This is a genomic window from Brachybacterium sp. AOP25-B2-12 (genome assembly GCF_052378625.1).
Taxonomy (GTDB): Bacteria; Actinomycetota; Actinomycetes; order Actinomycetales; family Dermabacteraceae; genus Brachybacterium.
Map to the genome: position 1 here is coordinate 1 of NZ_JBQSXW010000020.1, position 23,405 is coordinate 23,405.

The 23,405-nt window shown below is 71.2% G+C and carries 19 protein-coding genes and 2 pseudogenes; 15 read left to right on the forward strand and 6 right to left on the reverse strand.

Annotated features, from left to right (window positions below; all coding sequences use genetic code 11):
- The first annotated feature begins 128 nt into the window (after positions 1–128).
- From dnaK to ACT3TZ_RS12880, 6 genes and pseudogenes are all read left to right on the forward strand, one after another.
- Positions 129–1,994 (forward strand): molecular chaperone DnaK, encoded by a 1,866-nt coding sequence (gene dnaK, locus ACT3TZ_RS12855; RefSeq protein ID WP_444583825.1) that lies wholly within the window; start codon positions 129–131, stop codon positions 1,992–1,994.
- 63 nt (positions 1,995–2,057) lie between these two features.
- Complete coding sequence (locus ACT3TZ_RS12860) at positions 2,058–2,564, forward strand: nucleotide exchange factor GrpE (protein WP_444583826.1); 507 nt, start codon at positions 2,058–2,060, stop codon at positions 2,562–2,564.
- A gap of 3 nt (positions 2,565–2,567) precedes the next feature.
- Positions 2,568–3,440 carry a DnaJ C-terminal domain-containing protein gene (locus ACT3TZ_RS12865; RefSeq protein ID WP_444583827.1) on the forward strand — a complete coding sequence of 291 codons (873 nt, stop codon included), beginning with the start codon at positions 2,568–2,570 and terminating at the stop codon, positions 3,438–3,440.
- A complete protein-coding gene (locus tag ACT3TZ_RS12870; protein ID WP_444583828.1) occupies positions 3,437–3,748 on the forward strand; it encodes a chaperone modulator CbpM in 312 nt (103 codons plus the stop codon). The genes ACT3TZ_RS12865 and ACT3TZ_RS12870 overlap by 4 nt, the downstream gene beginning before the upstream one ends.
- Complete coding sequence (clpB, locus tag ACT3TZ_RS12875) at positions 3,739–6,366, forward strand: ATP-dependent chaperone ClpB (protein ID WP_444583829.1); 2,628 nt, start codon at positions 3,739–3,741, stop codon at positions 6,364–6,366. The genes ACT3TZ_RS12870 and clpB overlap by 10 nt, the downstream gene beginning before the upstream one ends.
- Positions 6,363–6,677, forward strand: a pseudogene (locus tag ACT3TZ_RS12880) (thioredoxin family protein); the annotation flags it as partial. The gene clpB and the pseudogene ACT3TZ_RS12880, both read left to right, overlap by 4 nt.
- Positions 6,678–6,714: 37 nt before the next feature.
- On the opposite strand, the pseudogene ACT3TZ_RS12885 reads toward ACT3TZ_RS12880, so the two are convergent.
- Together ACT3TZ_RS12885 and ACT3TZ_RS12890 are read right to left on the reverse strand one after the other, a co-directional pair.
- Positions 6,715–7,602 (reverse strand): annotated as a pseudogene (locus ACT3TZ_RS12885) (IS256 family transposase); the annotation flags it as partial.
- 352 nt (positions 7,603–7,954) lie between these two features.
- Positions 7,955–10,030 (reverse strand): heavy metal translocating P-type ATPase, encoded by a 2,076-nt coding sequence (locus ACT3TZ_RS12890; protein WP_444583830.1) that lies wholly within the window; start codon positions 10,028–10,030, stop codon positions 7,955–7,957.
- A 175-nt stretch (positions 10,031–10,205) separates the two neighbouring features.
- On the opposite strand from ACT3TZ_RS12890, the gene ACT3TZ_RS12895 reads away from it, so the two are divergent.
- Together ACT3TZ_RS12895 and ACT3TZ_RS12900 are read left to right on the forward strand one after the other, a co-directional pair.
- Entirely contained in the window at positions 10,206–10,817 is a 612-nt protein-coding gene (locus ACT3TZ_RS12895) for a TetR/AcrR family transcriptional regulator (protein ID WP_444583831.1), read from the forward strand.
- Between the two features lie 95 nt (positions 10,818–10,912).
- A complete protein-coding gene (locus tag ACT3TZ_RS12900; RefSeq protein ID WP_444583832.1) occupies positions 10,913–11,623 on the forward strand; it encodes a DsbA family oxidoreductase in 711 nt (236 codons plus the stop codon).
- Between the two features lie 69 nt (positions 11,624–11,692).
- Here ACT3TZ_RS12900 and ACT3TZ_RS12905 read toward each other — a convergent pair whose 3' ends face one another.
- A complete protein-coding gene (locus tag ACT3TZ_RS12905; RefSeq protein ID WP_444583833.1) occupies positions 11,693–12,376 on the reverse strand; it encodes an NADPH-dependent F420 reductase in 684 nt (227 codons plus the stop codon).
- Positions 12,377–12,553: 177 nt separating this feature from the next.
- Between ACT3TZ_RS12905 and ACT3TZ_RS12910 the strand changes: the two genes are divergently transcribed.
- From ACT3TZ_RS12910 to ACT3TZ_RS12930, 5 genes are all read left to right on the forward strand, one after another.
- Positions 12,554–13,126, forward strand: a complete 573-nt coding sequence (locus ACT3TZ_RS12910; protein ID WP_444583834.1) for a TetR/AcrR family transcriptional regulator — start codon at positions 12,554–12,556, stop codon at positions 13,124–13,126.
- Between the two features lie 163 nt (positions 13,127–13,289).
- On the forward strand, positions 13,290–13,631 hold the full coding sequence (locus tag ACT3TZ_RS12915; protein WP_444583835.1) for an SdpI family protein: 342 nt from the start codon (positions 13,290–13,292) through the stop codon (positions 13,629–13,631).
- A complete protein-coding gene (locus ACT3TZ_RS12920; RefSeq protein ID WP_444583836.1) occupies positions 13,628–14,077 on the forward strand; it encodes a helix-turn-helix transcriptional regulator in 450 nt (149 codons plus the stop codon). The genes ACT3TZ_RS12915 and ACT3TZ_RS12920 overlap by 4 nt, the downstream gene beginning before the upstream one ends.
- A 4-nt stretch (positions 14,078–14,081) precedes the next feature.
- Positions 14,082–14,492 carry a VOC family protein gene (locus ACT3TZ_RS12925; protein WP_444583837.1) on the forward strand — a complete coding sequence of 137 codons (411 nt, stop codon included), beginning with the start codon at positions 14,082–14,084 and terminating at the stop codon, positions 14,490–14,492.
- A gap of 89 nt (positions 14,493–14,581) precedes the next feature.
- Positions 14,582–16,255: an ABC1 kinase family protein gene (locus ACT3TZ_RS12930; protein WP_444583838.1), complete on the forward strand. Its 1,674-nt coding sequence runs from the start codon at positions 14,582–14,584 to the stop codon at positions 16,253–16,255.
- Positions 16,256–16,381: 126 nt separating this feature from the next.
- Here ACT3TZ_RS12930 and ACT3TZ_RS12935 read toward each other — a convergent pair whose 3' ends face one another.
- Positions 16,382–17,629 carry an NAD(P)/FAD-dependent oxidoreductase gene (locus ACT3TZ_RS12935; protein ID WP_444583839.1) on the reverse strand — a complete coding sequence of 416 codons (1,248 nt, stop codon included), beginning with the start codon at positions 17,627–17,629 and terminating at the stop codon, positions 16,382–16,384.
- A gap of 237 nt (positions 17,630–17,866) precedes the next feature.
- Between ACT3TZ_RS12935 and ACT3TZ_RS12940 the strand changes: the two genes are divergently transcribed.
- The gene (locus ACT3TZ_RS12940; protein WP_444583840.1) at positions 17,867–20,305 is read left to right on the forward strand and encodes a glycoside hydrolase family 3 N-terminal domain-containing protein; all 2,439 of its coding nucleotides are present in this window, start codon (positions 17,867–17,869) and stop codon (positions 20,303–20,305) included.
- Positions 20,306–20,374: 69 nt separating this feature from the next.
- A complete protein-coding gene (locus ACT3TZ_RS12945; RefSeq protein ID WP_444583841.1) occupies positions 20,375–20,779 on the forward strand; it encodes a hypothetical protein in 405 nt (134 codons plus the stop codon).
- A gap of 399 nt (positions 20,780–21,178) precedes the next feature.
- On the opposite strand, the gene ACT3TZ_RS12950 is transcribed toward ACT3TZ_RS12945, so the two are convergent.
- Both ACT3TZ_RS12950 and ACT3TZ_RS12955 read right to left on the reverse strand, forming a co-directional pair.
- Positions 21,179–21,463 carry a DUF1540 domain-containing protein gene (locus ACT3TZ_RS12950; RefSeq protein ID WP_444583842.1) on the reverse strand — a complete coding sequence of 95 codons (285 nt, stop codon included), beginning with the start codon at positions 21,461–21,463 and terminating at the stop codon, positions 21,179–21,181.
- Positions 21,464–21,752: 289 nt separating this feature from the next.
- Positions 21,753–23,366 (reverse strand): MFS transporter, encoded by a 1,614-nt coding sequence (locus ACT3TZ_RS12955; protein ID WP_444583843.1) that lies wholly within the window; start codon positions 23,364–23,366, stop codon positions 21,753–21,755.
- Positions 23,367–23,405 lie beyond the last annotated feature (39 nt).

Sequence of the window (23,405 nt, forward strand, 5' to 3'; positions counted from 1 at the left end):
CGGAAAGATCCCCCTGAAGCAGCCTGCTTCCTGACTCCGGGCACTCAGCCCTGCGCCTGCGCCGATCCTGGCGCGCTCTTTGACGAACCCTGAAACGTGTCTCACGCGACAAGAAAGGAACAATCATCATGGCCAAGGCAGTAGGAATCGATCTGGGAACCACGAACTCCGTTATCGCCGTCTGGGAGGCTGGCGAGGAGAAGGTCATCCCGAACGCGGAGGGAGCCCGCACTACCCCGTCGGTGGTCGCTTTCACCGAGGACGGTGAACGGCTGGTGGGGCAGCTTGCCCGCCGGCAGAGCATCCTCAACCCGAAGGGCACCATCTCGTCCGCCAAGCGGTTCATCGGCCGGTCCTTCGACGAGATCAAGGAGGAAGCCAACGCCGTCGGCTTCGACGTCGTGGAAGGCCCCAACGGCGAAGCACGGTTCAACATCCGCGGCAAGCAGTACGCGCCGGAGGAGATCAGCGCCCAGGTGCTGCGCAAGCTCGTCGACGACGCCAGCAAGTTCCTCGGTGAGAAGGTGACCGAGGCCGTCATCACTGTTCCCGCCTACTTCAACGACGCCCAACGCACCGCGACCAAGGACGCCGGACGCATCGCCGGGCTCGAGGTGCTGCGCATCATCAACGAGCCCACCGCCGCCGCACTGGCGTACGGAATGGACAAGAAGAACCACGAGACCATCCTGGTGTTCGACCTCGGTGGCGGCACGTTCGATGTCAGCCTCCTCGACGTGGGCGACGGGGTCGTCGAAGTGCGATCCACCGCCGGTGACACCCACCTGGGCGGCGACGACTTCGACCGCCGGCTGGTGGACTACTTTGCCGACGAGTTCAAGAACGAGAACGGCATCGACCTGCGCAACGACCCGCAGGCGCTGCAGCGACTGTTCGAGGCGGCCGAGAAGGCGAAGGTCGAGCTCAGCTCGGTGTCCCAGACCCAGGTCAGCCTGCCCTTCATCACCGCCGACGCCAGTGGGCCCAAGCACCTGACCATGACCGTGAAGCGGTCCAAGTTCGAAGACCTCACCGCTGACCTCGTTGAGCGGTGCCTCGGTCCGGTGCGTCAGGCGATGACCGACGCGAAGATCAGCGAGAACGATATCGACGAGGTCATCCTCGTGGGCGGTTCCACCCGCATCCCCGCTGTCCAAGCGCTCGTCAAGCGGCTCACCGGCGGCAAGGAGCCGAACATGACGGTGAACCCCGATGAGGTGGTCGCTGTGGGCGCCGCCATCCAGGCGGGCGTCCTCAAGGGCGACGTCGACGACGTGCTGCTGCTGGATGTCACCCCGCTGTCGCTGGGTGTGGAGACCCGCGGTGGCGTGATGACGAAGATCATCGAGCGCAACACCACCATCCCCGCCCGACGCAGCGAGGTGTTCTCCACGGCCGAAGACAACCAGCCGTCGGTGGAGATCGTCGTCCTGCAGGGCGAGCGGGAGATCGCCGCGGACAACCGGGTGCTGGGCCGGTTCGAGCTCACCGGCATCCGCCCCGCTCCTCGCGGTGAAGCGCAGGTCGAGGTCACCTTCGACATCGACGCGAACGGCATCCTGAACGTGACGGCGAAGGACAAGGACACCGGCACCGAGCAGGGCATCACCATCAGTGACACCTCGAATCTGGACCAGGGCGAGATCGACCGGATGATTAAGGAAGCCGAGCAGCACCGGGCTGACGACCAGGCGCTGCGCCAGGCCGTGGACGCCCGCAACGAGCTGGACTCCGCCGCCTACCAGGTCGAGCGGGTACTGCGTGAGCTCGGCGACGCTGCACCGGAGCACGAGCGTGCCCGCGCGGAGCTGCTCATCACGCAGGCCCGCGAGGCAGTGCAGAACAACGTCGGCGAGCAGGAAGCGAAAGAGCGCACCGGCGAGCTGCTGCAGGTTGCGCAGTCCCTTGCTGCGGCCCGCGCGAACGCCAGCCACGCTGAGCAGCCCGCTCAGGACGACGAAGACGACGTCGTCGACGCCGAGTTCGACAAGTAGCACGGAGGGAGGATCGCGATGGTCGAGGGGCAGAACGAGGAGCAGAACGAGGACACGCGGGCCGTGGACCTGCTGAACGACGACCTCACCGACGTGTCCCCGGAGGAGATCCGCGCCGCGCAAGCAGCGGTCGCCTCCCAGTTGGAGACGGCCGAGGACCGGTGGCGCCGGGCGGCGGCGGACTACGACAACCTCCGCAAACGGATGGCGCGCGAGATCCAGACCGTCCGCGAGCAGGAGCGGCGGCACACCGCCAAAGCCTTCTTGCCTGTCGTCGACGGGCTGGACCGGGCGCTCAGCTTCGGGGTGGATCTTGACGAGGGCGTTCTGGGTGGCATGAAGGCCGTCCGGGCGCAGGCCGCTGATGCGTTGCGCGCACTCGGGTACCCCGAGATTGTCACCGACGGTGCGGAGTTCGACCCGCAGCTGCACGAGGCGGTCTCGGTCGTCGAGGATGCCAGCGTCCCGCCGCGCAGCATCCTCGCCGTCACTCGCCCCGGGTTCGGAACGCCTGAGCGGATGCTGCGACCGGCTGCGGTCGTGGTCACCCGCAGGCCGGAGGAGGAGTAGGAGATGGCGGAGGATCTCTACAGCGTGCTGGGGGTCTCCCGGTCGGCGGATCAGAAGGAGATCCGCCGCGCCTACCGGGAGAAGGCCCGCAAGTTCCACCCGGACGTCAACAAGGCCCCGGGGGCGGAGGAGACCTTCAAACGGATCAGTGAAGCCCACGATGTGCTGTCGGACCCGGAAACCCGCTCACAGTACGACCGGTTCGGTGAGAACTTCCGGCAGTACGCCGCCGCGGACGCGGCTCGCTCCTCCGAGCAGCCGCGCCGCAGCGGCGGCACCCGATACACGTGGAGCGGGGGCGGCGCGCAGAGCGTGAGCTGGGAGGACCTCTTCGGGGGCGGCTTCGGTGGTTTCGGTCGCGGCGAGGACCACACCGCGGAGCTGGAGATCACCGTCGAGGAGGCCTACCGGGGCGGGCGGCGCACGGTGCAGGTCGCGTCCCCGTACGGCGGCGCGCAGGAGTACACCATCGACATCCCAGCGGGCGCTGTCGACGGGCAGCGGCTGCGGATCGCGGGCGCCGACGGACAGGACGGGGACCTGCTGGTCACGCTGCGCGTGAAGGGCAGTAAGCGGTACCGGCTCAGCGGCGCGGACATCGAAACGGACCTTCCCATCTCACCGTGGGAGGCGGCGCTGGGCGCGGATGTCAGCCTGCCCACCCCCGGCGGCCCGGTCACCGTGCACGTTCCGCCCGGCTCGTCCACTGACAGGCGGCTCCGCCTGCGCGGGCAGGGGATGCCGCGCAGGGGACAGCCGGGAGACCTGTATGCGCGGGTGAAGGTCGTCGTTCCCCGCACTCTCAGCAAGAAGGAGAGGGAGCTGTTCGAACAGCTCCGCGACGAATCGTCGTTTGATGCCAGGAGAGGATCATGACCTCACGTCACCTGCCCGTCCGTGTCGCCCGGGCCGACCTGGCCGCGACCGCGGTGGCCGCAGGTATCCACCCGGATACGCTGCGGAAGTTCGTCGAGCTGGGGCTGGTCACCGCCCACGTCGACACCAGCGGACGGCTGTGGTTCGCCCGTACCGTCCCCGCCCGCGTGCACACCATCGTGCGTCTGCACTCCGATCTTGCCGTGAACTACGCCGGCATCGCACTCGTGCTCGAGCTGCTCGCCCGCATCGAGCAGCTCGAGCAGCACCGGACCATCCGACTTGAAGGAGACACCCCATGGACATGAACTCACTCACTCAGAAGTCGCAGGAAGCGCTCACCTCGGCCCAGAGCATCGCGGTCCAGGCCGGTCAGATCGAGACGGATGAGGAGCATCTCCTGCTCGCACTGCTGCAGCAGGAGGAGGGGCTGGTTCCCCGACTGCTGCAGACAGCGGGTGCTGACGTGGAAGCGGTACGCGCCGACGTCGAAGCGGAGATCGCCCGCAAGCCCAGCGTCTCCGGGTCCTCCCCGCAGACCGGTCAGGTGTACGTGAGCCGCAGCCTCACCTCCACCCTGGAACGGGCGGAGCGGGAGGCAAAGCGGCTGAAAGACTCCTACATCTCCGTGGAGCATCTCGTTCTGGCCCTCGTCGACGACTCCTCCAACCGTCCCGCGTCCCGCGTGCTGCGCGGGCACGGTGTCACCCGGGAGAGCTTCCTCAGCGCACTCACCAAGATCCGCGGCAACCAGCACGTCAACTCCGCCACCCCCGAGCAGACGTACGAGGCGTTGGAGAAGTACGGCCGTGACCTGGTCGCTGACGCCCGGTTGGGCAAGCTTGACCCGGTCATCGGGCGTGATGCGGAGATCCGCCGGGTCATCCAGATCCTCTCCCGCAAGACCAAGAACAACCCCGTCCTCATAGGCGAGCCCGGTGTCGGAAAGACCGCCATCGTGGAGGGCCTTGCCCAGCGGATCTTGCGTGAGGACGTGCCCGAGGGCCTTCGCGACAAGACCGTGTTCTCGCTGGACCTGTCTGCCCTGGTCGCCGGCGCGAAGTACCGGGGCGAGTTCGAGGAGCGAATGAAGGCAGTCCTGGCGGAAGTGAAGGCAGCGGAGGGACGCATCCTGCTGTTCATCGACGAGCTGCACACCCTGGTGGGGGCGGGAGCCACCGAAGGGGCGATGGACGCCGGCAACATGCTCAAGCCGATGCTCGCCCGCGGGGAGCTGCACCTCATCGGTGCCACCACCCTCGATGAGTACCGCAAGCACATCGAGAAGGACGCTGCCCTGGAACGCCGGTTCCAGACGGTGATGGTCGAGGAACCTGACGTGGAGGACGCGATCTCCATCCTCCGCGGCCTGCGCGAACGGCTGGAGGTCTTCCACGGTGTCCGCATCCAGGACAGCGCACTGGTCGCTGCCGCCGTGCTGTCCCACCGGTACATCACCGACCGGTTCCTGCCCGACAAGGCCATCGACCTCATCGACGAAGCCTGCGCGCGTCTGCGAACCGAGATCGACTCAATGCCCGCTGAGCTCGACGAGCTGACCCGGCGGGTGACACGCCTGGAGATCGAGGAAGCGGCGCTGTCGAAGGAAACGGACACTGCCAGCAAGAACCGGCTGGAGGAGCTGCGCCGGGAACTGGCCGACCTGAAGGCGGAGGCGGACTCCAAGCGCGCCCAGTGGGAGGCGGAGCGTCAAGCGATCCGCAAGGTCCAGGAGCTGCGCGGTGAGCTGGAGCGGCTGCGGCGGGAGGCGGAGGAAGCGGAGCGCTCCTACGACCTCAACCGTGCCGCTGAACTGAGGTACGGGGCTATCGCTGACGCGGAACGACGCCTGCGCGCCGAGGAGGAGCGTCTCACCTCCAAACAAGGCGGGCAGCGGCTGTTGCGGGAGGTGGTCACCGAGGACGAGATCGCCGAGATCGTCGCAGCGTGGACGGGAATCCCCGTGGCCCGGCTGCAGGAAGGTGAACGCACCAAGATCCTCACCCTGGATGCCACCCTCAAGGAGCGGGTGGTCGGTCAGGATGAGGCCATCACGCTCGTCAGCGACGCGATTATCCGTGCCCGCTCCGGCATCCGCGACCCGCGCCGACCCATCGGCTCGTTCATCTTCCTCGGCCCCACCGGAGTGGGAAAGACCGAACTGGCCAAAGCGCTCGCGCAAGCACTGTTCGACAGCGAGTCGGCGATGGTCCGGCTGGACATGAGCGAATACCAGGAACGTCACACCGTCAGCCGTCTCGTCGGTGCACCTCCCGGGTATGTCGGGTACGACGAGGGAGGGCAGCTGACCGAGGCGGTGCGCCGCCACCCGTACAGCGTGGTCCTTTTCGACGAGATCGAGAAAGCCCACCCGGACGTGTTCAACACGCTGCTGCAGGTCCTCGACGACGGCCGCATCACCGACAGCCAGGGACGCACCGTCGACTTCCGCAACACCATCGTCATCATGACCTCCAACATCGGTGCCCATCACCTGTTGGGCTCCGATGGCGGCGCGATCCCCGACGACGTGCGAAACAGTGTGCTCGGTGAGTTGCGCGCCCACTTCCGTCCCGAGTTCCTCAACCGGGTGGACGACATCGTGGTGTTCTCACCGCTGGGTCGTGAACAGATCCAGGACATTGTGGAGCTGCAGTTCACCGACCTGCGCTCCCGGCTGGCCGAGCGTCAGATCCGCATCGAGCTGACGCCCGCGGCACGCCAGCTCATCGCCGACCGCGGCTACGACCCCGTGTACGGTGCGCGTCCGCTGCGACGCTACATCAGCCATGAGATCGAGACCCGGCTGGGTCGTGCGCTGCTGAGCGGGCAGGTGATGGACGGGTCGACGGTCACGCTGGACGTGCAGGACGGCGACCTCGTCTTCAACATCGCAGCGCCCGCCGAAGAGGAGGACGCGGGGTGAGCGCGATTGTGACCTGCCCCAACTGCGGGAAGAAGAACCGTGTCCCCGCCGCCGCGTCGGGGTACCCGCGCTGCGGCGTCTGCAAGAGCGCCGTGCCGTGGATCGTCGATGCGGGCGATGCGGACTTCGCCGAGGTGGCCGAGCAGGCCCCGCAAGTGGTGCTCGTGGACTTGTGGGCCACCTGGTGCGGACCGTGCCGGATGGTCAGCCCTGCCCTCGAGAAGGTCGCCACGGAACGTGCCGGCAAGCTCAAGCTGGTGAAAGTGGACGTGGACGCCGCGCCGGAGACGGCCCGCAAGTTCTCCGGTCAAGTCCCTGGAAGTGGTGTAGCGATCCTTCGCTGAGAGGTCAGGCGGGCAGGGCTGGCAGGGAGCTGGTGGTGACCTCCTCGGTGCTGGTGTCGGGGACGAGGTTGAGGCGGCAGCGGGCGAGGACGTCGAGGCCGAGGTATCGGCGTCCTTCGGCCCATTCGTCGGTCTGTTCGGCCAGGACCGCGCCGACGAGTCGGACGATCGCCTCGCGGGTGGGGAAGATGCCGACGGAGTCCGTGCGGCGGCGGATCTCCTTGTTCAGCCGCTCGGTGGGATTGTTCGACCAGATCTGCACCCACACGTCCTTGGGAAACCCCGTGAACGCGAGCAGGTCTGCGCGGGCCGCGTCGAGGTGCTCGGCCACGGCCGGGAGCTTCTCGCTGACGTAGTCCAGCAGCCGCTCGAACTGAGCGTTCACGGCTGCCGCGTCGGGCTGGTCATAGACGCTGTGCAGCATCGCTTTCACCGCTGGCCACATGCTCTTGGGCGTCACGGCCATGAGGTTCGCGGCGTAGTGGGTGCGGCACCGCTGCCAGGCCGCCCCGGGAAGGTGCGCAGCGATCGCCTCGACCAGTCCCGCATGCGCATCACTGGTGACCAGGCGGACCCCGGCGAGGCCGCGGGCGACGAGGTCGGCGAAGAAGCCGTTCCACGCAGCTCCGGTCTCACTGGTGGCGACCCGCATGCCGAGGACTTCGCGGTGCCCGTCGCCGTTCACGCCGGTCGCGAGCAGGACGACGGCGTTGATCACGCGCCCACCTTCGCGGACCTTCATGGTCAGCGCGTCGGCGGAGACGAACGTGAATGGCCCGGCCTTGTCCAGGGGGCGGTGGCGGAACTGTTCGACGTGTTCGTTAGGCGACTCGGCCATCCGGCTGACTTGCGACTTCGAGAGTGAGTTGATGCCGAGGGTCTTCACGAGCTGGGGCCCCGAATTGTGAAGAGCCCGATATCCTTTCACCCACTTCAACGATGCTCTGGAAATGGCCTGGCTCGCCGAAGCACTCGGTGTCGAATGCGATCATATGCGTGAAGGAATCTTAGTTATTAGCGGGACGGGCTCGAACATCGCAGGCCAGGTCAGGTCGGGGCGATCCGGCGCGTCGTGGGGTGGGAACGAATCTAACGTCTGCGCGAGCGCGATAGATCTTCGGCGAAGCAACGTGAGATCTGAAGGCGGGGTGGGCTGGTGCGGGCGACCCCCGTTGGACGTCCTCGCCGCTGTTCTGAAGCCCCTCCGTTCGAACGTCTCGGAAATTTCACACATTCGATCTGGATCACCTCCGCACGTCCTCCCGCGCCACCACCTCCGGCCGCAGCTCCACCCGCCGCAGCAGCTGCGCGTTCAGCGCCACCACCAGGGTCGAGGCGGACATCAGCAGCGCGCCCACGCTCATCGGCAGGACGAAGCCGATGGGCGCGAGCACGCCCGCGGCCAGCGGCACCGACAGCAGGTTGTAGCCCGCCGCCCACCACAGGTTCTGACGCATCTTGCGGTACGCGGCGCGGGACAGGGTGATCACCGAGAGCACGGCGCGGGGGTCCGAGGACGCGAGCACCACGCCCGCCGAGGCGATCGCGACGTCGGTCCCGGCGCCGATCGCGATGCCGACATCGGCCTGGGCCAGGGCCGGGGCGTCGTTGACGCCGTCCCCGACCATCGCGACCTTCGCGCCCTCGTGCTGCAGGGCCGCGATCCTGGCGGCCTTGTCCTCGGGACGCACGCCGGCGAAGACCCGGTCGATGCCGAGGTCCGAGGCGACCGCCTCGGCCACGGCCTGTGCGTCGCCGGTGATCATGACGACCTGGACGTCGCGCGCGTGCAGGGCGTCCACCGCCTCGCGGGACTCGGGGCGCACCTCATCGGCCAGACGCAGGGCGCCGGCGATCCTGCCGTCGACGAGCACGTGCAGGATGATCGCGCCCTCGTCGCGCCAGGTGCGCGTCCCCGGCAGCTCCTCGAGCCCGTGCTCGCGCAGCAGGGCGGGGCCGCCGACGGCGACGATGTGCCCGTCGACCTGGGCGCGCACGCCCACGGCGGGGGAGGAGGAGAAGTCGCGGGCCTGCGGGACGGCGAGGTCGCGCGTGCCGGCCGCGCCGCGGATGGCCGCCGCGAGCGGGTGCTCGCTGTCGGTCTCGGCGGCCGCCGCCAGGGCCAGCACCTCGGTGTCGGTGCGGCCGTCGGCCGGGGCGATCGCGGTGACCGTGGGCTCGCCCTTGGTGAGGGTGCCGGTCTTGTCGAAGACCACCGTGGTCACGGTGCGCATCGACTCGAGCGCGAGGCGATCCTTGACCAGCACCCCAGCGCGCGCGGCGCGCTCGGTCGCGATGGACACGACCAGCGGGATCGCGAGGCCCAGGGCATGGGGGCAGGCGATGACGAGGACGGTGATCGTGCGGATCACGGCGTCGTCCGGCGAGCCGACGAGGGTCCAGACGATCGCGGTGATCACCGCGGCGCCGAGCGCGAACCAGAACAGCCAGGCGGCGGCACGATCGGCGATCCGCTGTGCCCGCGAGGAGGACGCCTGCGCATCGGCCACCAGCTTCTGGATCCCGGCCAGCGTCGTGTCGGCGCCGATGGCCGTCACCTCGACGCGCAGTCCCGAGTCGGTGGCGACGGTGCCGGCGACCACCGGGTCCCCCACGCCGCGGCGCACCGTGCGGGATTCGCCGGTGATCATGGATTCGTCCATGCTCGCCGCCCCGTCGACGATCCGCCCGTCGGCCGGGACCGAGGATCCCGGGCGCACCACGACGACGTCGCCGACGACGAGGTCCGCAGGCGCCACGGTGACGATCTGCCCGCCGTCGACCTTCTGGGCCTCATCGGGAAGCAGCGCCGCGAGGGAGTCCAGCGCCGAGGTGGTCTGGGCCAGAGAGCGCATCTCGATCCAGTGCCCCAGCAGCATGATCACGACCAGCAGCGCGAGCTCCCACCAGAACGTGAGCTCGTGGTCCAGGAGGTGCAGGGTCGCACCCCAGGACGCGACGAAGGCGACGGTGATCGCGAGGGCGATGAGCAGCATCATCCCGGGGCGACGGGCCTTCAGCTCGTCGATGCCGCCGGTCAGGAACGGCTTGCCGCCCCAGACGTACAGGACGGTGCCCAGCACGGGGGAGATCCAGGTGACCCAGCCGGTTGCCGGCAGCGGGTACCCCAGGATGTCGGCGAACATCGGGTCGAGCACGACGGTCGGCACGGCGATCGCGAGCATGATCCAGAAGAGGCGACGGAACATCTGGACGTGGCCCATGTGGCCGCCATGGCCGGAGTGGTCGACGTGCCCGGGGGTCTCGCCGTGATCAGGGTGCTGGTCGTGATCGGGATGGCCGGTGTGCCGAGTGCTCATGGTGGTCTCCTTCCGGAGGACGCTACGTCGGGGGCGATGCCGAATACTATACCCTTGGGGGGTATCGGTGGCGAGCTGCGCGGACCAGGTGTCTCCAGCCCCACATCTCGCCCGGTCCGGCGTCCGGGGCTCGCGGACCGCTCCCGTCCCGGATGCCGCGCCCTACGATGACCGCATGCCCGACCCCGCCCCCGCCCCGCTCCGCGCCGATGCCGTGCGCAATCGGGACAGGGTCGCCGCGGCCGCCCGCGCGGCGTTCGCGGAGGAGGGGCCCGAGGTCCCGATCATCGAGATCGCCCGCCGTGCGAGCGTGGGCACCGCGACGCTCTACCGGCACTTCCCCACCCGCGAGAGCCTGCTCGAGCTCGTCTTCGAGGACCGGATCGCCGCGTGCTCGGCGATGGTCGCGGAGCTTCTGGATCGCGCTGACCTGGACCCCGGGGGCGCGTTCGAGGCGTTCCTGGCCTCCCTGTTCGAGCAGCAGCGGGCCGACCGCGCCTTCAGCGCGGCCCTGCTGCGGCCGTTCAGCCCGGGGGAGCGCGTGGACCAGGAGCGCCGTCGTGTCCTGGCGGGCCTCGACCGGATCATCGATCGGGCCCGCGAGGCCGGCGCCGTGCGCTCCGACCTCTCCGCCGCCGATGTCGAGGTCCTGCTCCACGCCCACGACGGCGTGCTCGCCCATGCCGCTCCGCGGGACGGTGCCCCCTCGACCCGGTTCGCCCAGCTCGCCATCGCCGGATGCCGGGCGGTCCCGGACGCGCCTCCTCGCACACCGCACGTTCTGTGACCCACTAAACGGGCACCCCTGCCCATATCGGTGCTAGCGTCGTCCCATCAGCGCGTCGACACCGTGTGCGACGCCCTCGTGGGAAGGGACCCGTCATGAAGGTCGAGATCTGGAGCGACATCGCCTGCCCGTGGTGCTACGTGGGCACGGCGCGCTTCGAGCAGGCGCTGGCCCGCTTCGCCCACCGCGACCAGGTCGAGGTGATCCACCGGTCCTTCGAGCTGAACCCCGGCCATCCCCTCGACCAGACCGAGCCGCTGCTGGAGTTCTTCCAGACGCGCCACGGCGTCGGCCCGGGCCAGGCCCGGGCCCAGGAGCAGCGGATCCAGCAGCTCGCCGAGGCCGAGGCCCTGCCCTTCAGCCTCGAGCGGCACGCGGGCAACACCCGCCGTGCCCACGAGCTCGTCCACCTCGGTGCCGCCGAGGGCATCGACGTCATCGGCCCGGTGTTCCGCACGTACTTCTCCGCCGAGGGCACGATCTTCACCATCGACGGGCTCGTGGACATCGCGCGCCATGCCGGGATCGACCCCGAGCGCGCACGCACCGCGCTCGAGGACGGCACCTTCACCGATGCCGTCCGGGCCGACGAGGCCGCGGCGCAGCCCCTCGGCATCACCGGCGTCCCGTTCTTCGTCCTCGACGAGACGTACGCGATCTCCGGCGGCCAGAGCACCGAGACCTTCCTCAGCGGGCTCGAGCAGGCCTGGTCGGCGGCCCACCCCCTGCAGCACGTCGCCCCCGCCGCGGGCACCTGCATCGATGACGGCGCCTGCGAGATCGACCCCGCCACGGCGCGCGCCTGAGGAGACGGCGGGCACGGCGCGCACGGTGCCGCCCCCGATCGCGGCCGGGTGCTCACCCTCGGTGCGAGGTCAGAGGTTCCGGTACCGCTTCGCCTCCCGCAGGGCGGCCTCGAGCTGCGCGCGATCGACCGGGTGGCCGGTCTCGGACTTCCCGTCCCCGACGTACGGCTTCGTGTACGCGGCCAGGTCCCGCTGGAAGCGCCATCCCTCGGCGAGGGGCCCGGCGTCCAGCGCGTCGTAGCCGATCGAGTCGAGGAACTGTGTCACCGCGGCCTTGGCGGCGGAGTCGTCCCCGGCGATCGGCAGCACCGTGCGGTCGGGGGCCCCGTGGGGCCGCGCGAGCGCCGCGAGGTGGACGTAGGAGATGTTGTTGAAGGCCTTGACCACCGAGGACCGCGGGAGGTGGGCCTGCACGAGCTCGCTGGTGGTGGTGGACTCGTCGTCGAGCTCGGCGATCCGTCCGTCCCGCTCGGGGTAGTAGTTGCCGGTGTCGATGACGACCTTGCCCACCAGCGGCTCGACCGGCACGCTGCGGTACTCCTTGAGCGGGATGGTGACGACCACCAGGTCGCCGGCCGCGGCCGCCTCCTCGGGGGTCGCCGCGCGAGCGTGCGGACCGAGCTCCGTGACGAGGCCCCCGAGCGTCGCGGGGCCGCGGCAGTTGCTGAGCACCACGGCGTGGCCTGCGTCGACGGCGAGCCGGGCGACGGTGCCGCCGATGTTGCCGGCGCCGATGAATCCGATGGTGGACATGCGATCGCTCCTCGTGGATCGACGATGCGGCATCGTCCCGGAGAGGGCTCCTCGACGGTTCCGCGGGCGGATGCGTCCACCGTAGGCACGGGGGTGTTCGTGGAGGAACGGTGCACGACTCCGACGTTCACGCTCCCGGCCCGCCGGAGGGTGCACGGAGCGTGCATCATGGGCCCCGTGACCCAGAACAGCACCGCGGTGCGCACTCGACGCCACGATCCGGAGCGCCGCGACCACATCATCGACGCCTGCCTCACGGTGATCGCCGATCGCGGGCTGGCGGGCACCTCCCACCGCCGGGTCGCCGCTCTGGCCGACGTCCCGCTGGGTTCGATGACGTACCACTTCACGGGCATGGACGACCTGCTGCACGAGGCGTTCACCCGGTTCATCGACGAGGTCGCGACGCGGTTCGAGGCCCGCATGGACGCGGCGACCACACCCGAGGAGGCCGAGCGGGCGGTGGTCGCGATCATCGACCAGGACGTCCTGGCGTCCCATCGCGAGCTGGTGCTGAGCCACGAGCTCTACACCCTCGCGGCGCGCGACCCCTCCTACCGGGGGCTCACCGACTCCTGGATGCGGCGCAGCCGCAGGGCGCTCGAGCGCCGCTTCGATCCGCTCACGGCGCGACTCCTGGACGCCCTCATCGAGGGGCTGACCATCCACCGGGCTCTCGCGACCGAGACCCGGGGCACCGAGGAGATCCGCGAGGCCGTGGCCCGGATCGTCCGCACCGGGGGCCGCTGACCCCCGCGAGGACGGCCGGCCGAGCATGGGACACCGTCACGGCGCCGGGCATGATCTCCGTCGCCCTGGCCGACCTCGGGATCCTCTCCGGGCCCGTCGTCATCGGGTGCGCGCTCGCCGCCCGGGCGCTGTGGTGCAGACCACAGGCGGGTAGTGTCGGACGATGTTCGAGATCGTGCTGATCATCCTGCTCCTCGTCGTCGGCGGCCTGTACGTCGTCGGCGGCATCGCCGCGCGCGCCGGGCGGCTCCCGCGGAACCCGCTCGTCGGCTACCGGACCGCACCGATGCGCGCCTCGGACCGCGCCTGGCGCGCAGGGCACCGGGCCGCCTGGGCCCCCATCCTGCTGACGGGCCTGGTCCCGCTGGGGGCAGGAATCGCCGCACTGATCGGACCGTCCGACGCGCGGCTGATCTGGTTCGCGATCGCCGGACTGGGCATCGCGGTCGGGACGCTCGTGGGCAGGCCTATCGCCGACCGGGCCGTCCGCGGCATGCCCGCATGACGGTCCGGACCACCGCCGAGCAGCACCTCCGGGAGCTCACGCTCATGCGCCGGGTCCGCGATCGCATCGACCGCGACTTCGCCCAGCCGCTGGACGTGGAGTCCCTGGCGCGGGGTGCGCACCTGTCCGCCGGGCATCTCAGCAGGGCATTCCGTCGCGCCTACGGCGAGACGCCCCACGCCTACCTCATGACGCGGCGCATCGAGCGAGCGATGGCCCTGCTGCGACGGGGCGAGCTGAGCGTCACCGAGGTCTGCATGGCCGTGGGATTCTCCTCGGTCGGGAGCTTCAGCACCCGTTTCATCGAGCTGGTCGGCGTGCCTCCGAGCGTCTACCGCCGCGAGGCGGGCACCGACAGCGCCGGCGTGCCGCCCTGCATCGCCGGACGGATGACCAGACCGATCAGGAACGGAGATGTGTCGCGCACGGCCCCGTCCCTACGCTGACCCCATGGAACTCACGATCAGCACCGTCGCCCTGCCGCACCGCGATCCCGAGGCCTCGCTCGCCTTCTTCCGGGACGTCCTGGGCTTCGAGGTCCGTCAGGACGTGGGCGGGGGCACGATGCGCTGGATCACCGTCGGGCCCCCGCAGCGTGCCGACGTCTCGATCCTCCTGGCGCCGCCTGTCACCGATCCCGGCGTCACCGAGGAGGAGCGTCGCGTGATCACCGAGATGATGGCCAAGGGCACCTACGGGTGGATCCTCCTGGCGACCCCGGATCTCGACGCCACCTTCGCCCAGGTCCGATCTGCCGGGGCCGATGTCATCCAAGAGCCCACCGAGCAGCCCTACGGCATGCGCGACTGCGCCCTGCGCGATCCCGCCGGCACCACGATCCGGATCCAGGAGCTGCGCTAGGGCCGGATCGGGCCGATGTGCGCGGGGGAGCACCGGGTCGGCGGGAGTCCCGCCTTGCTCTGGACTGCGCGATGGCGTAGGAGTGATCCATGGTCGTCAGGCAGAGCGAACGGTATCGGCAGATCGCGGAGGTGCTCGTCCGGTTCGGATGGGGCACCCTCGCCGGCGAGGTCGGGCTCCGGGCCCGCGTCCCGGGGCTGGGGTCCCACCACCGTCACCACGAGGCCGTCCCCGGCCCGGTGCGGCTGCGGCAGGCGCTCGAGGAGCTGGGTCCCACCTTCATCAAGCTCGGGCAGATGCTCGCGACCCGCGAGGACCTGCTGCCGCCCGCCTACGCCCACGAGCTCTCGCGCCTGCAGGACGGCACCGATCCCGTGCCCGCCGAGCAGATCGTCGCCGTGATCCGCGAGGAGCTCGGCAAGGACGTCGACGAGCTGTACGCGAGCTTCGACCGGACCCCCCTGGCCACCGCGTCGATCGGACAGACCCATCGGGCCCGCCTGCACGACGGGACCGAGGTCGTCGTCAAGGTGCGCAAGCCCGGGATCGTGCCCGAGGTCTACGCGGACCTCGCGATCCTCCGCGACCTCTCCTCCGTGGCCGCCAAGGAGTCGCGCCTGGCCGCCGAGCTCGACGTCACCGACCTCGTGGCCTCCTTCGACGCCTCGCTGCGCCGCGAGCTGGACCTCACCGTCGAGGCGCAGAACGCCCAGCGCTTCGCGAAGGACCTGGCCGATGACCCGGTGGTCCGCATCCCCGCAGTCCATCCCGAGCTCTCGAGCCCCGCGGTGCTCACCGAGGAGTTCGCCGCCGGCATCCGGATCACGGATACGAAGGCCCTGGACGCCGCGGGGCTGGACCGGCCGGCGCTCGCGAGGGCGGCCTCGCGCACCGTGGTCCGCATGGTGCTGATCGACGGGTTCTTCCACGCCGACCCCCACCCGGGCAACATGTTCGTCCGTGAGGACGGCGGGATCTGGCTCATCGACTTCGGCATGGTCGGGGAACTCTCCGACGATGCCCGCGGCGACATCCTGCGCCTGGTCATCGCCCTGGGCCGCAAGGATCCCGATGCCGTGACCCGGGCTCTGCTGCGCCTGGCGCCGCCTCGCGGGCAGGTCGACCACCGTGTGCTGCGCGGCGACGTCTCGCGGCTCATGGAGACCATCTCCGGCAAGCTCGCCGAGATGTCGATGCTGGACTTCTTCTCCCAGCTCACCGGCATGCTGCGCCGCCATCACCTGCAGCTGCCCGCCGAGATCTCGACGCTGCTGCGGATGCTCGTGCTCACCGAGTCCAGCGCGATCGTGCTGGACCCCGACTTCCACCTCGGGGAGGTGGTCGGCGAGGTCAGCCGCACCGCGATCCTCGAGGCGTGGAGCCCCCGCGCGCTCGCCGGCCACCTCCTCGGCGAGGGCGAGCGCAAGGCGCGCCTGCTCGCGGACCTCCCCGACCGTCTGCTCGGGATCCTCGACGACTACGAGGCCCGCGGCGTCGAGGCCCGTCTGCACCCCGAGGACCTCGAGCCCCTCGTCGAGAGGGTCGAGAGCACGGGGGACCGGGTGATCGCCGGCATCACCATGAGCGCGCTGCTCGTGGGCATCGCGACCGTGCTCGCCGGGACCGACGGGCGCGTGGGCAAGCTCCGCGACCCGTTGATGCTGCTGGCCGGGACGGCGACCGGGGTGCTCGGCGTCGGGCTCGTGGCCAAGGCGGGTCCGGCACGCAGCCTGGTGCGGGCGGTGCGGCGCCTCGCCGGCTGAGGCGGCGTCCGGGAGGACCGTGGGCATCGGGTCCGGCAGGGCCGGCCGCGACCGGGTGTCGGCCCTCGAGGGACGCCATGCGGGATTGCGGGCCGGAACCTGCTCGTGCGGGACCGACGGCCCGGCTCAGCCCGTCGTCGCCGCGGTGCCCAGGCGCAGCGCGACCAGCTCGGCGGCCCGGGCGCCGGAGTCCAGCGCCCCCTGGATCGAGGCCCCGCCCTCGACGTCCCCCGCGGCGACGGTGAGGTCGTCCACGTCCTGCGGACGGCCCGCGCGGCGACCGGCCGGTTCCGTGGGCAGGGCATCGGCCACGTCGTGGCGCACCAGCAGGGGCCACGCGAAGGCATCGGCCGCATAGAGATCCGAGAGCTGCCGCCGGATCGCCGCCTCCTCGGCCGCGAGGCCGACGCCCACCGCGGAGGCCTGGACGAGATGCCGACCCGGCGGCGCGTAGCTCGGCGCGACGTTGGACAGCACCGCGGTGTTCGCGAGCGGCCCGGCGCGGTGGCGGGAGTCCACGAGCAGCAGGTCCACGCCGGTGGGACACTCCTCGGGCGCGAACCACCAGGTCGTGACACCCTTCATGGCGACCTCCGGCAGCGTCGCGAGGTCGCTCGTCGCGCGGGGGCCGGCCGCGACGACCACCTGACGGGACCGCAGCACGTGCCCCTCGACCTGCACGGTCGCGGCACCGCCGTCCCGGCCGATCCGCTCGACCCGGGCGCCGAGGTGCACGGAGGCGCCCAGGGGTTCGGCGAGCCGTCGCGGCAGAGCGCCCATCCCGAGGGAGGGCACGCCCGGCGTGCCGGCGAGGAAGAGGCGTGCGAGGTCGCGGACGTAGCGGGCCGAGGAGCTGCCGTCGGTCTCCAGGACCACCCCGGCCAGGAACCGCTCGACGACCTCCGTGCGCAGCGGACCGTGGAAGCGGGCCTCGTCCATCGAGACCGTGCGCGGCATGTCCGGGGTGTCCGGGCCCGGTCCGATGAGCCAGCGCAGGGCACCGGCGACCTGGGAGGGGCCGACGGCTCCGGACAGCAGGGTGTCCAGCAGCAGGGAGGGGCGGCGCAGGGGATCGGCGACGATCGAGCGGCCGCGCCCCCGATCGCTCAGCACGCCCACACCGGGCGCGAAGCTCTGCAGGCCCAGCGCACCGAGGTCCACGCTGTCGCGCAGGGCCGGGTAGGCGGGATTGAGCACCTGGAACCCGCGGTCGCACCGGAACCCGTCGACGCGGTCGGTGCGCACCCGCCCGCCCACCTCGTCGGAGGCCTCGAGGACCTGGACATCGAGCCCGGTCGTCTGCAGATCCGCGGCACAGCGCAGTCCTGCCAGGCCCGCGCCGATCACGATCACATCGGTGTCCACTGCGTCCACGTGCCCTCCCGGGGGTCGGATGGCGGCCACCCTACCGCCGCCGGATGGGCGTGGTGGGAGCCGAGCTGGAGTCCTCACCCGCCCAGCCATGCCCCACCGGCCCGTCGTACCGTGAGACCTGCGGCACCGCCGTCGGCGCGCCCGACGAGGTGGCGGCGCCCCCGCCGTGCACCGGACGACGACGCCCGGAGTGCCATCGCCGCGCCCTCCCCATCGCCACCCCAGGAGCCATCGCCCATGACCGAGGACCTGCTCTCCCAGGCATCGACCGCCCCCGCCGACGACGACCGCTGGGTGGATCCGCGCCTGGCCGCGCGGGCACGGGAAGCCGCGGCCCGCGGTGCCGTGCTGCTGCGCAACGACGGTGTGCTCCCCCTCGAAGAGGGCGCGCCCGTCGCCATCTTCGGGCGCGTCCAGCGGGACTGGTTCTCGGTGGGCTACGGCTCCGGCGGCGACGTCAACGCCACGTACGCCACCGACCTGCTGACGTCCCTGCGCGACAGCGGCACGGTGACGGTGGATGCAGAGCTCGCCGACGTCTACACCCGCTGGTGCGCCGAGAACCCGGCCGATGCCGGGGACGTCTGGGGCCGGTGGCCGCGGTTCCACCCGGAGATGCCGCTGGCGCCGGGTCTGGTGGACGCCGTCGCGCAGCGCAGCGGCACCGCCGTGGTCGTCATCGGCAGAGCCGCGGGGGAGGACCGGGAGAACGTCCTCGAGGAGGGTTCCTACCTGCTCACCGCGCTCGAGCGGGACATGCTCGCGCAGGTCACCGCAGCCTTCGCGCGCACCGTGGTGGTGCTCGACGCGGGCAACGTGATCGATCTGGGCTGGGTCGAGGAGTACCCGATCGACGGCGTGCTGCTCGCGTGGCTGGGCGGCATGGAGGGCGCGCGGGCCATCGCCGACGTGCTCACCGGGGCCGTCGAGCCCGGGGGGCGCCTCACCGACACCATCGCCCGCACCTACCAGGACTACCCGAGCGCCGGGCATTTCGGGGCCCCCGAGTTCTCCGAGTACGTCGAGGACGTGTACGTCGGGTACCGGTACTTCGAGACCTTCGCGCAGGACCGCGTGCTGTTCCCCTTCGGCTTCGGGCTCGGGTACACGAGCGTCGAGCTCTCGGACGCCACCCTCGTGCTCGGCGAGGAGACCGACACCGTGACGGTGCAGGTCACCAACACCGGGGACCGGATCGGGAGCCAGGTGGTCCAGCTCTATGCGGACACCCCCGACGGCCCGCTCGGCACCCCCGACCGGGTGCTCGTGGGCTTCGCGCGGACCCCGGACCTGGCACCCGGGGCGCGGCACGAGGTGGTGCTCGAGGTTCCGCGCCGCATGCTGGCCTCGTACGACGACGCCGGGTCCACCGGACACCGCAGCGCCTGGGTGCTGCCGGCGGGCACGTACCGCTACCTGTTGGGGACCGATGCGCGCGCCGCGCGGGTGCTCGGGACCCGGGAGCTCCCGGAGCTCGAGGTGCTGGAGCAGCTCGAGGAGGCCGCGGCCGTCCGCCCCGAGCACCGTTTCGACCGTCTCGTCGTCGCCCGGGATGCCGACGGACGGGCGGTCCCCTCCCACGAACCGGTGCCCGTGGCGACCGTGGACCTCCGCGCCCGGATCCTCGCCCGCCTGCCGGAGGAGATCCCCGCCGCGACGCCCGTGCCCTCACCCCTGCCGGACCTCGCGGCCGTCGCCCGGAGCGAGCTGGACCTCGACGCGTTCATCGCGACCCTCACCCCGGAGGACCTCGTCGACCTGACCTACGGGGACCTCGTCATGGACTCCCCGCTCGGCGCGCCGGGCAACGCCGGGGCCCTCGGCGGCGTGAGCGAGGCGCTCCGCGCACGCGGGGTCCCCGCGGAGATCACGACCGACGGACCCTCGGGGATCCGCCTCGCGGCGCACGCCTCCCTCCTGCCGTGCGGCACGGCCCTCGCCTCGAGCTGGGACGTCGACGGGGTGCGCGAGCTGGCGGCGCTGCACGCCGAGGAGATGATCCGCAAGGGCTCGGACGTGCTGCTGTCCCCCGGCATGAACATCCACCGCGACCCCCTGGGCGGGCGCAGCTTCGAGTACTTCTCGGAGGACCCCCTGCTCACCGGGCGGATGGCCGACGCCGTCGTCCAGGGCATCCAGTCCCGCGGCGTCTCGGCCTGTCCCAAGCACTTTGCGGCCAACAGCCAGGAGACCAACCGGACCCGCCACGACTCGCGGGTGTCCGAGCGCGCGCTGCGGGAGATCTACCTGCGCGGCTTCGAGCTGTGCGTCCGCGAGGCCGCGCCGCGGAACCTCATGACCTCGTACAACAGGATCAACGGCGTCTGGGCCCACTACCACTACGACCTCGCCACGACGATCCTCCGCGGGGAATGGGGCTACGAGGGCGCGGTGATGACCGACTGGTGGATGCAGATGTCCCAGGACCCCGGGTTCCCGGCGCTGCGCGACAGCGCCTACCGCGTACGGGCCCAGGTGGACGTCCTCATGCCCGGTGCACGCGAGCACTTCGGCACCGTCCGCGACGACGGCGTGGCCGATGCCCTCGCCGCGCAGGACGGGCTGACGCTCGCAGAGGTCCAGCGCAGCGCCCGAACTGTGCTGAGGTCCCTCCTGCGGGCCGGCCTGGTCGGGCGCCCCGCGACGGTCCGCGGCCCGGAGGCCGCGAGGTCCTGAGGCCCCGACCCCCGAGACCGGGAGTCCCGGATCGTCCGTGGCGTCGCACGATCGGACTGCTGGTCGGGGGTGGGCGACATCGACGCGGAGTGCCGCCTTCTCGAGCGCTGGGCGGGGCGGTGGCGTGTCGACGGCGGGAGTCGCTTCCCGGTGTGGTGCGAACGCCGGGGCATCCTCGTGTCGCTGTCCCGCGGCGACCACTCCTCGGGCCATGCCCTGCGGGTCATCCGCGACCTCGCCGCCCGCTCGGCCGGCGGGAGTCGCGCCGGATCGACGGCCGTGATTGCCGCCGACGATCTGCCGGCAGCCTTGATGGTCCGGGAGCCGGGCGCCCACGGGCTCGACGTCCCCGGCGACGTGGAGTTCGTCGCTCCCGAGGACTCCCTGCTGTGCGACATCCCGACCCGAAGGGCAGCCTCCATGGCCTCGTTGCCTGAGGGCGGAGCGGGCGGGGTGGGGCGCGCAACAACCTGACTCGCAAAGCCCGAGCTTTCGGAATTCGGGGCTCTCGGGCGTCTGGAGTCAGGTTGTTGCAGCCACCTGGCGAGAAGCCGTCCCGGAGACACATCGCCCGCGCCGTCTGCCGATGCGCCAGGGCTGTTCGGTCCGTGACCGGGCGACGGGTGTGGGTGGAGTGCACGGGCAGCAACGGTCGTGGTGGTCGCCAAGGCGCTCCTGTGAACGTCGTGGTCACCGGGTTCCGTCGGTGGATGCGACGTCGTGCGGGGTCATGTGCATGCGCCCCGGACGCCGGTCGTCCCCCGACGAACGGGAGCCCCGTCGGCGGGGGCGACGCCGGACGGGGCTCTCGGGGGCGGCCGGGCGAAGGCCGCTCATGCACCTCCGGGCGCGGAGGTGGTCAGGGGGTGCTGGTCAGCGGGCCTCGTAGGACAGGCAGTTGGCGGTGTCCTCGCCCGCGCCCATCTTGATCGAGGCGGCGCCGCACTCGAGGTTCTCGTTGTGCACGCACGCCGAGCGCTGGCAGGCGCCGACCTGCGTGACGACCTTGGACAGGCCGCCCTTGACGTCGAGGGGGATGAAGGTCGCACAGCTCGTGTCCGAGCCGACGGTGACGGCGAAGGCGTGGCAGCCGTCGTGGTTGTAGGAGCAGCCCGAGACGGTGCACTCGGTGACGCGGGGCATGTCGACGACGGTCATGGGGGCCTCCTGAAGGTTCGGTGCCGGTGTCCGGCAGAACCCACGATAAAGCGAATACGCATTTCGCGATAGCAAAGAAGGCCTTACCGCTTTACGCACCAGAAATGTATTTGATAATGCGCGTGTGCGCTAAATGCGGGCCATTCTCGGGAGCCGGCCGTGGGTATTCTGCGAGCCCTCCACGCCACGCACCCCCCACGCCGCGAGCCCTCTCGCGTCACGCGCCGACGACGTCATGAACCGGCGACGTCCCCATCCAGCGACTCGACGGCCGCCCGCCCCGCAGACCTCACGACACCGTCGCCGTCGACGCCTCGAGCGTCCGTGCCCGCTCGGCACTGATCCCCGAGACCGGGGCCGACCTCCCCTGGCCCGTGGTCCTGCGCAGCGAGCGGTCCAGGCCGACGAGCGTCGCGGCGCCGGCGGCGATCGCGCAGGTCGCGACCGCGATGCCGAGGCTCGCCTCGGATCCGGCGCCGGCGGCCCCGAGCAGGATGCCGGTGGTCAGCGCCACGAGGTAGGTCGCCGAGAGCCGCTGGGTCAGCTGGAGGAAGGACGCCGCGACACCGTGGAGGTGGGCGGGCGCGAAGGACAGCGTCACCACGCGCAACGGCGGCTCGATGACACCGCCCGCGAAGCCCAGTCCCACGAGCGCCACCGCGGCGAGCACCAGCAGCGACTGGCCGTCGACGCGCGGCGCGAGCAGCGCCAGCGTCGTCAGCAGCGCGGTCTGCAGCGCCAGCCCCACGACGATCGCCCATGGCCCGAGAGCGCCGTGCACCCGGGCGGACAGGAGCGAAGCGACCAGACGCGCCAGAGCGCCGGGCGCGAACAGGAGGGCGATGAGCAGCGGGTGCGCGCCGGGCAGCGTCAGCAGGTGGATCGTGAGGACCGAGGAGAGCGACAGGGTGCTGCCGAACCACAGCATCGCCGCGAGGTTCCCCGCGACGAAGCCGCGCGACCTCACCAGGTCGCGGGCGAACAGGGGCAGGCGGCCGCCGCGCTGGTAGACGAGCTCCCAGACGATGAGCAGGACGATGCCCGCGGCCCCGGCGCCGAGGGGCGCGAGCACCGAGGCGATGCCGACCCCTGTCCCGGTGCGCAGCACGGGCGCCATGAGGAGCACCACCAGCCCGCACAGCAGCACGATGCCCGGGAGGTCGAGCGGCGTGCGCCGACGCGGCCGGCCCTTCGCGACGATCGCGCGGTGGCGCGAGGAGGACGCCGTGCTCGTCCCGACGATGGACGACCCTTCCGCCGGAGGCACCTCGCCCAGCATCAGCGAGCTCCCCGGCTCCGTCGCGACCCGTCCCGGCAGACCTCGCAGCCCGAGCCGGACGGCGACGGCCGCGAAGGGCAGGGGCAGCAGCAGGACGATCCGCCAGGCGAGGTCCGCCTCGATCCCCGCGAGGACGGCTCCGGCGCCCAGCGGCCCGACCAGCGCGGCCAGGGCGCCCACGCCGGTGTACAGGCCCAGCGCCCGCAGTCGGGCGGGGCCGATGAACAGGTCCTGGATCGCGCCGAGCACCTGGGCGCTGATGACGCCGGCACCGAGTCCCTGGAGCAGGCGCGCCGCGATGAGCACGCCGATCCCCGGAGCCAGCACGGTCACTATCCCGCCGACGAGGAAGATCCCGAGGCCGATGGCGAACAGGGCCCGCCTCCCGTACGCGTCCCCGAGGCGGCCGGCGGGGACCAGTCCCAGTCCGAAGGTCAGCGAGAACGACGCCAGCAGCGCCTGCACCCCGGCGGTGCCGCCGCCCAGCGATGCGCTGACGGCAGGGGTCGCATACGCGATGGCGGCGGAGTCGAACAGCGTGGCGAAGCCCGCGAGCAGGCACGCGGCCAGCGCGGCGCGGGTGCTCGCCCCGCGCCGCGGACGGGAGGACCGGGTGCCCGGCACGCGTGCGTGATCCGCCGGTCGAGTGCCCGCGGGCCCGAG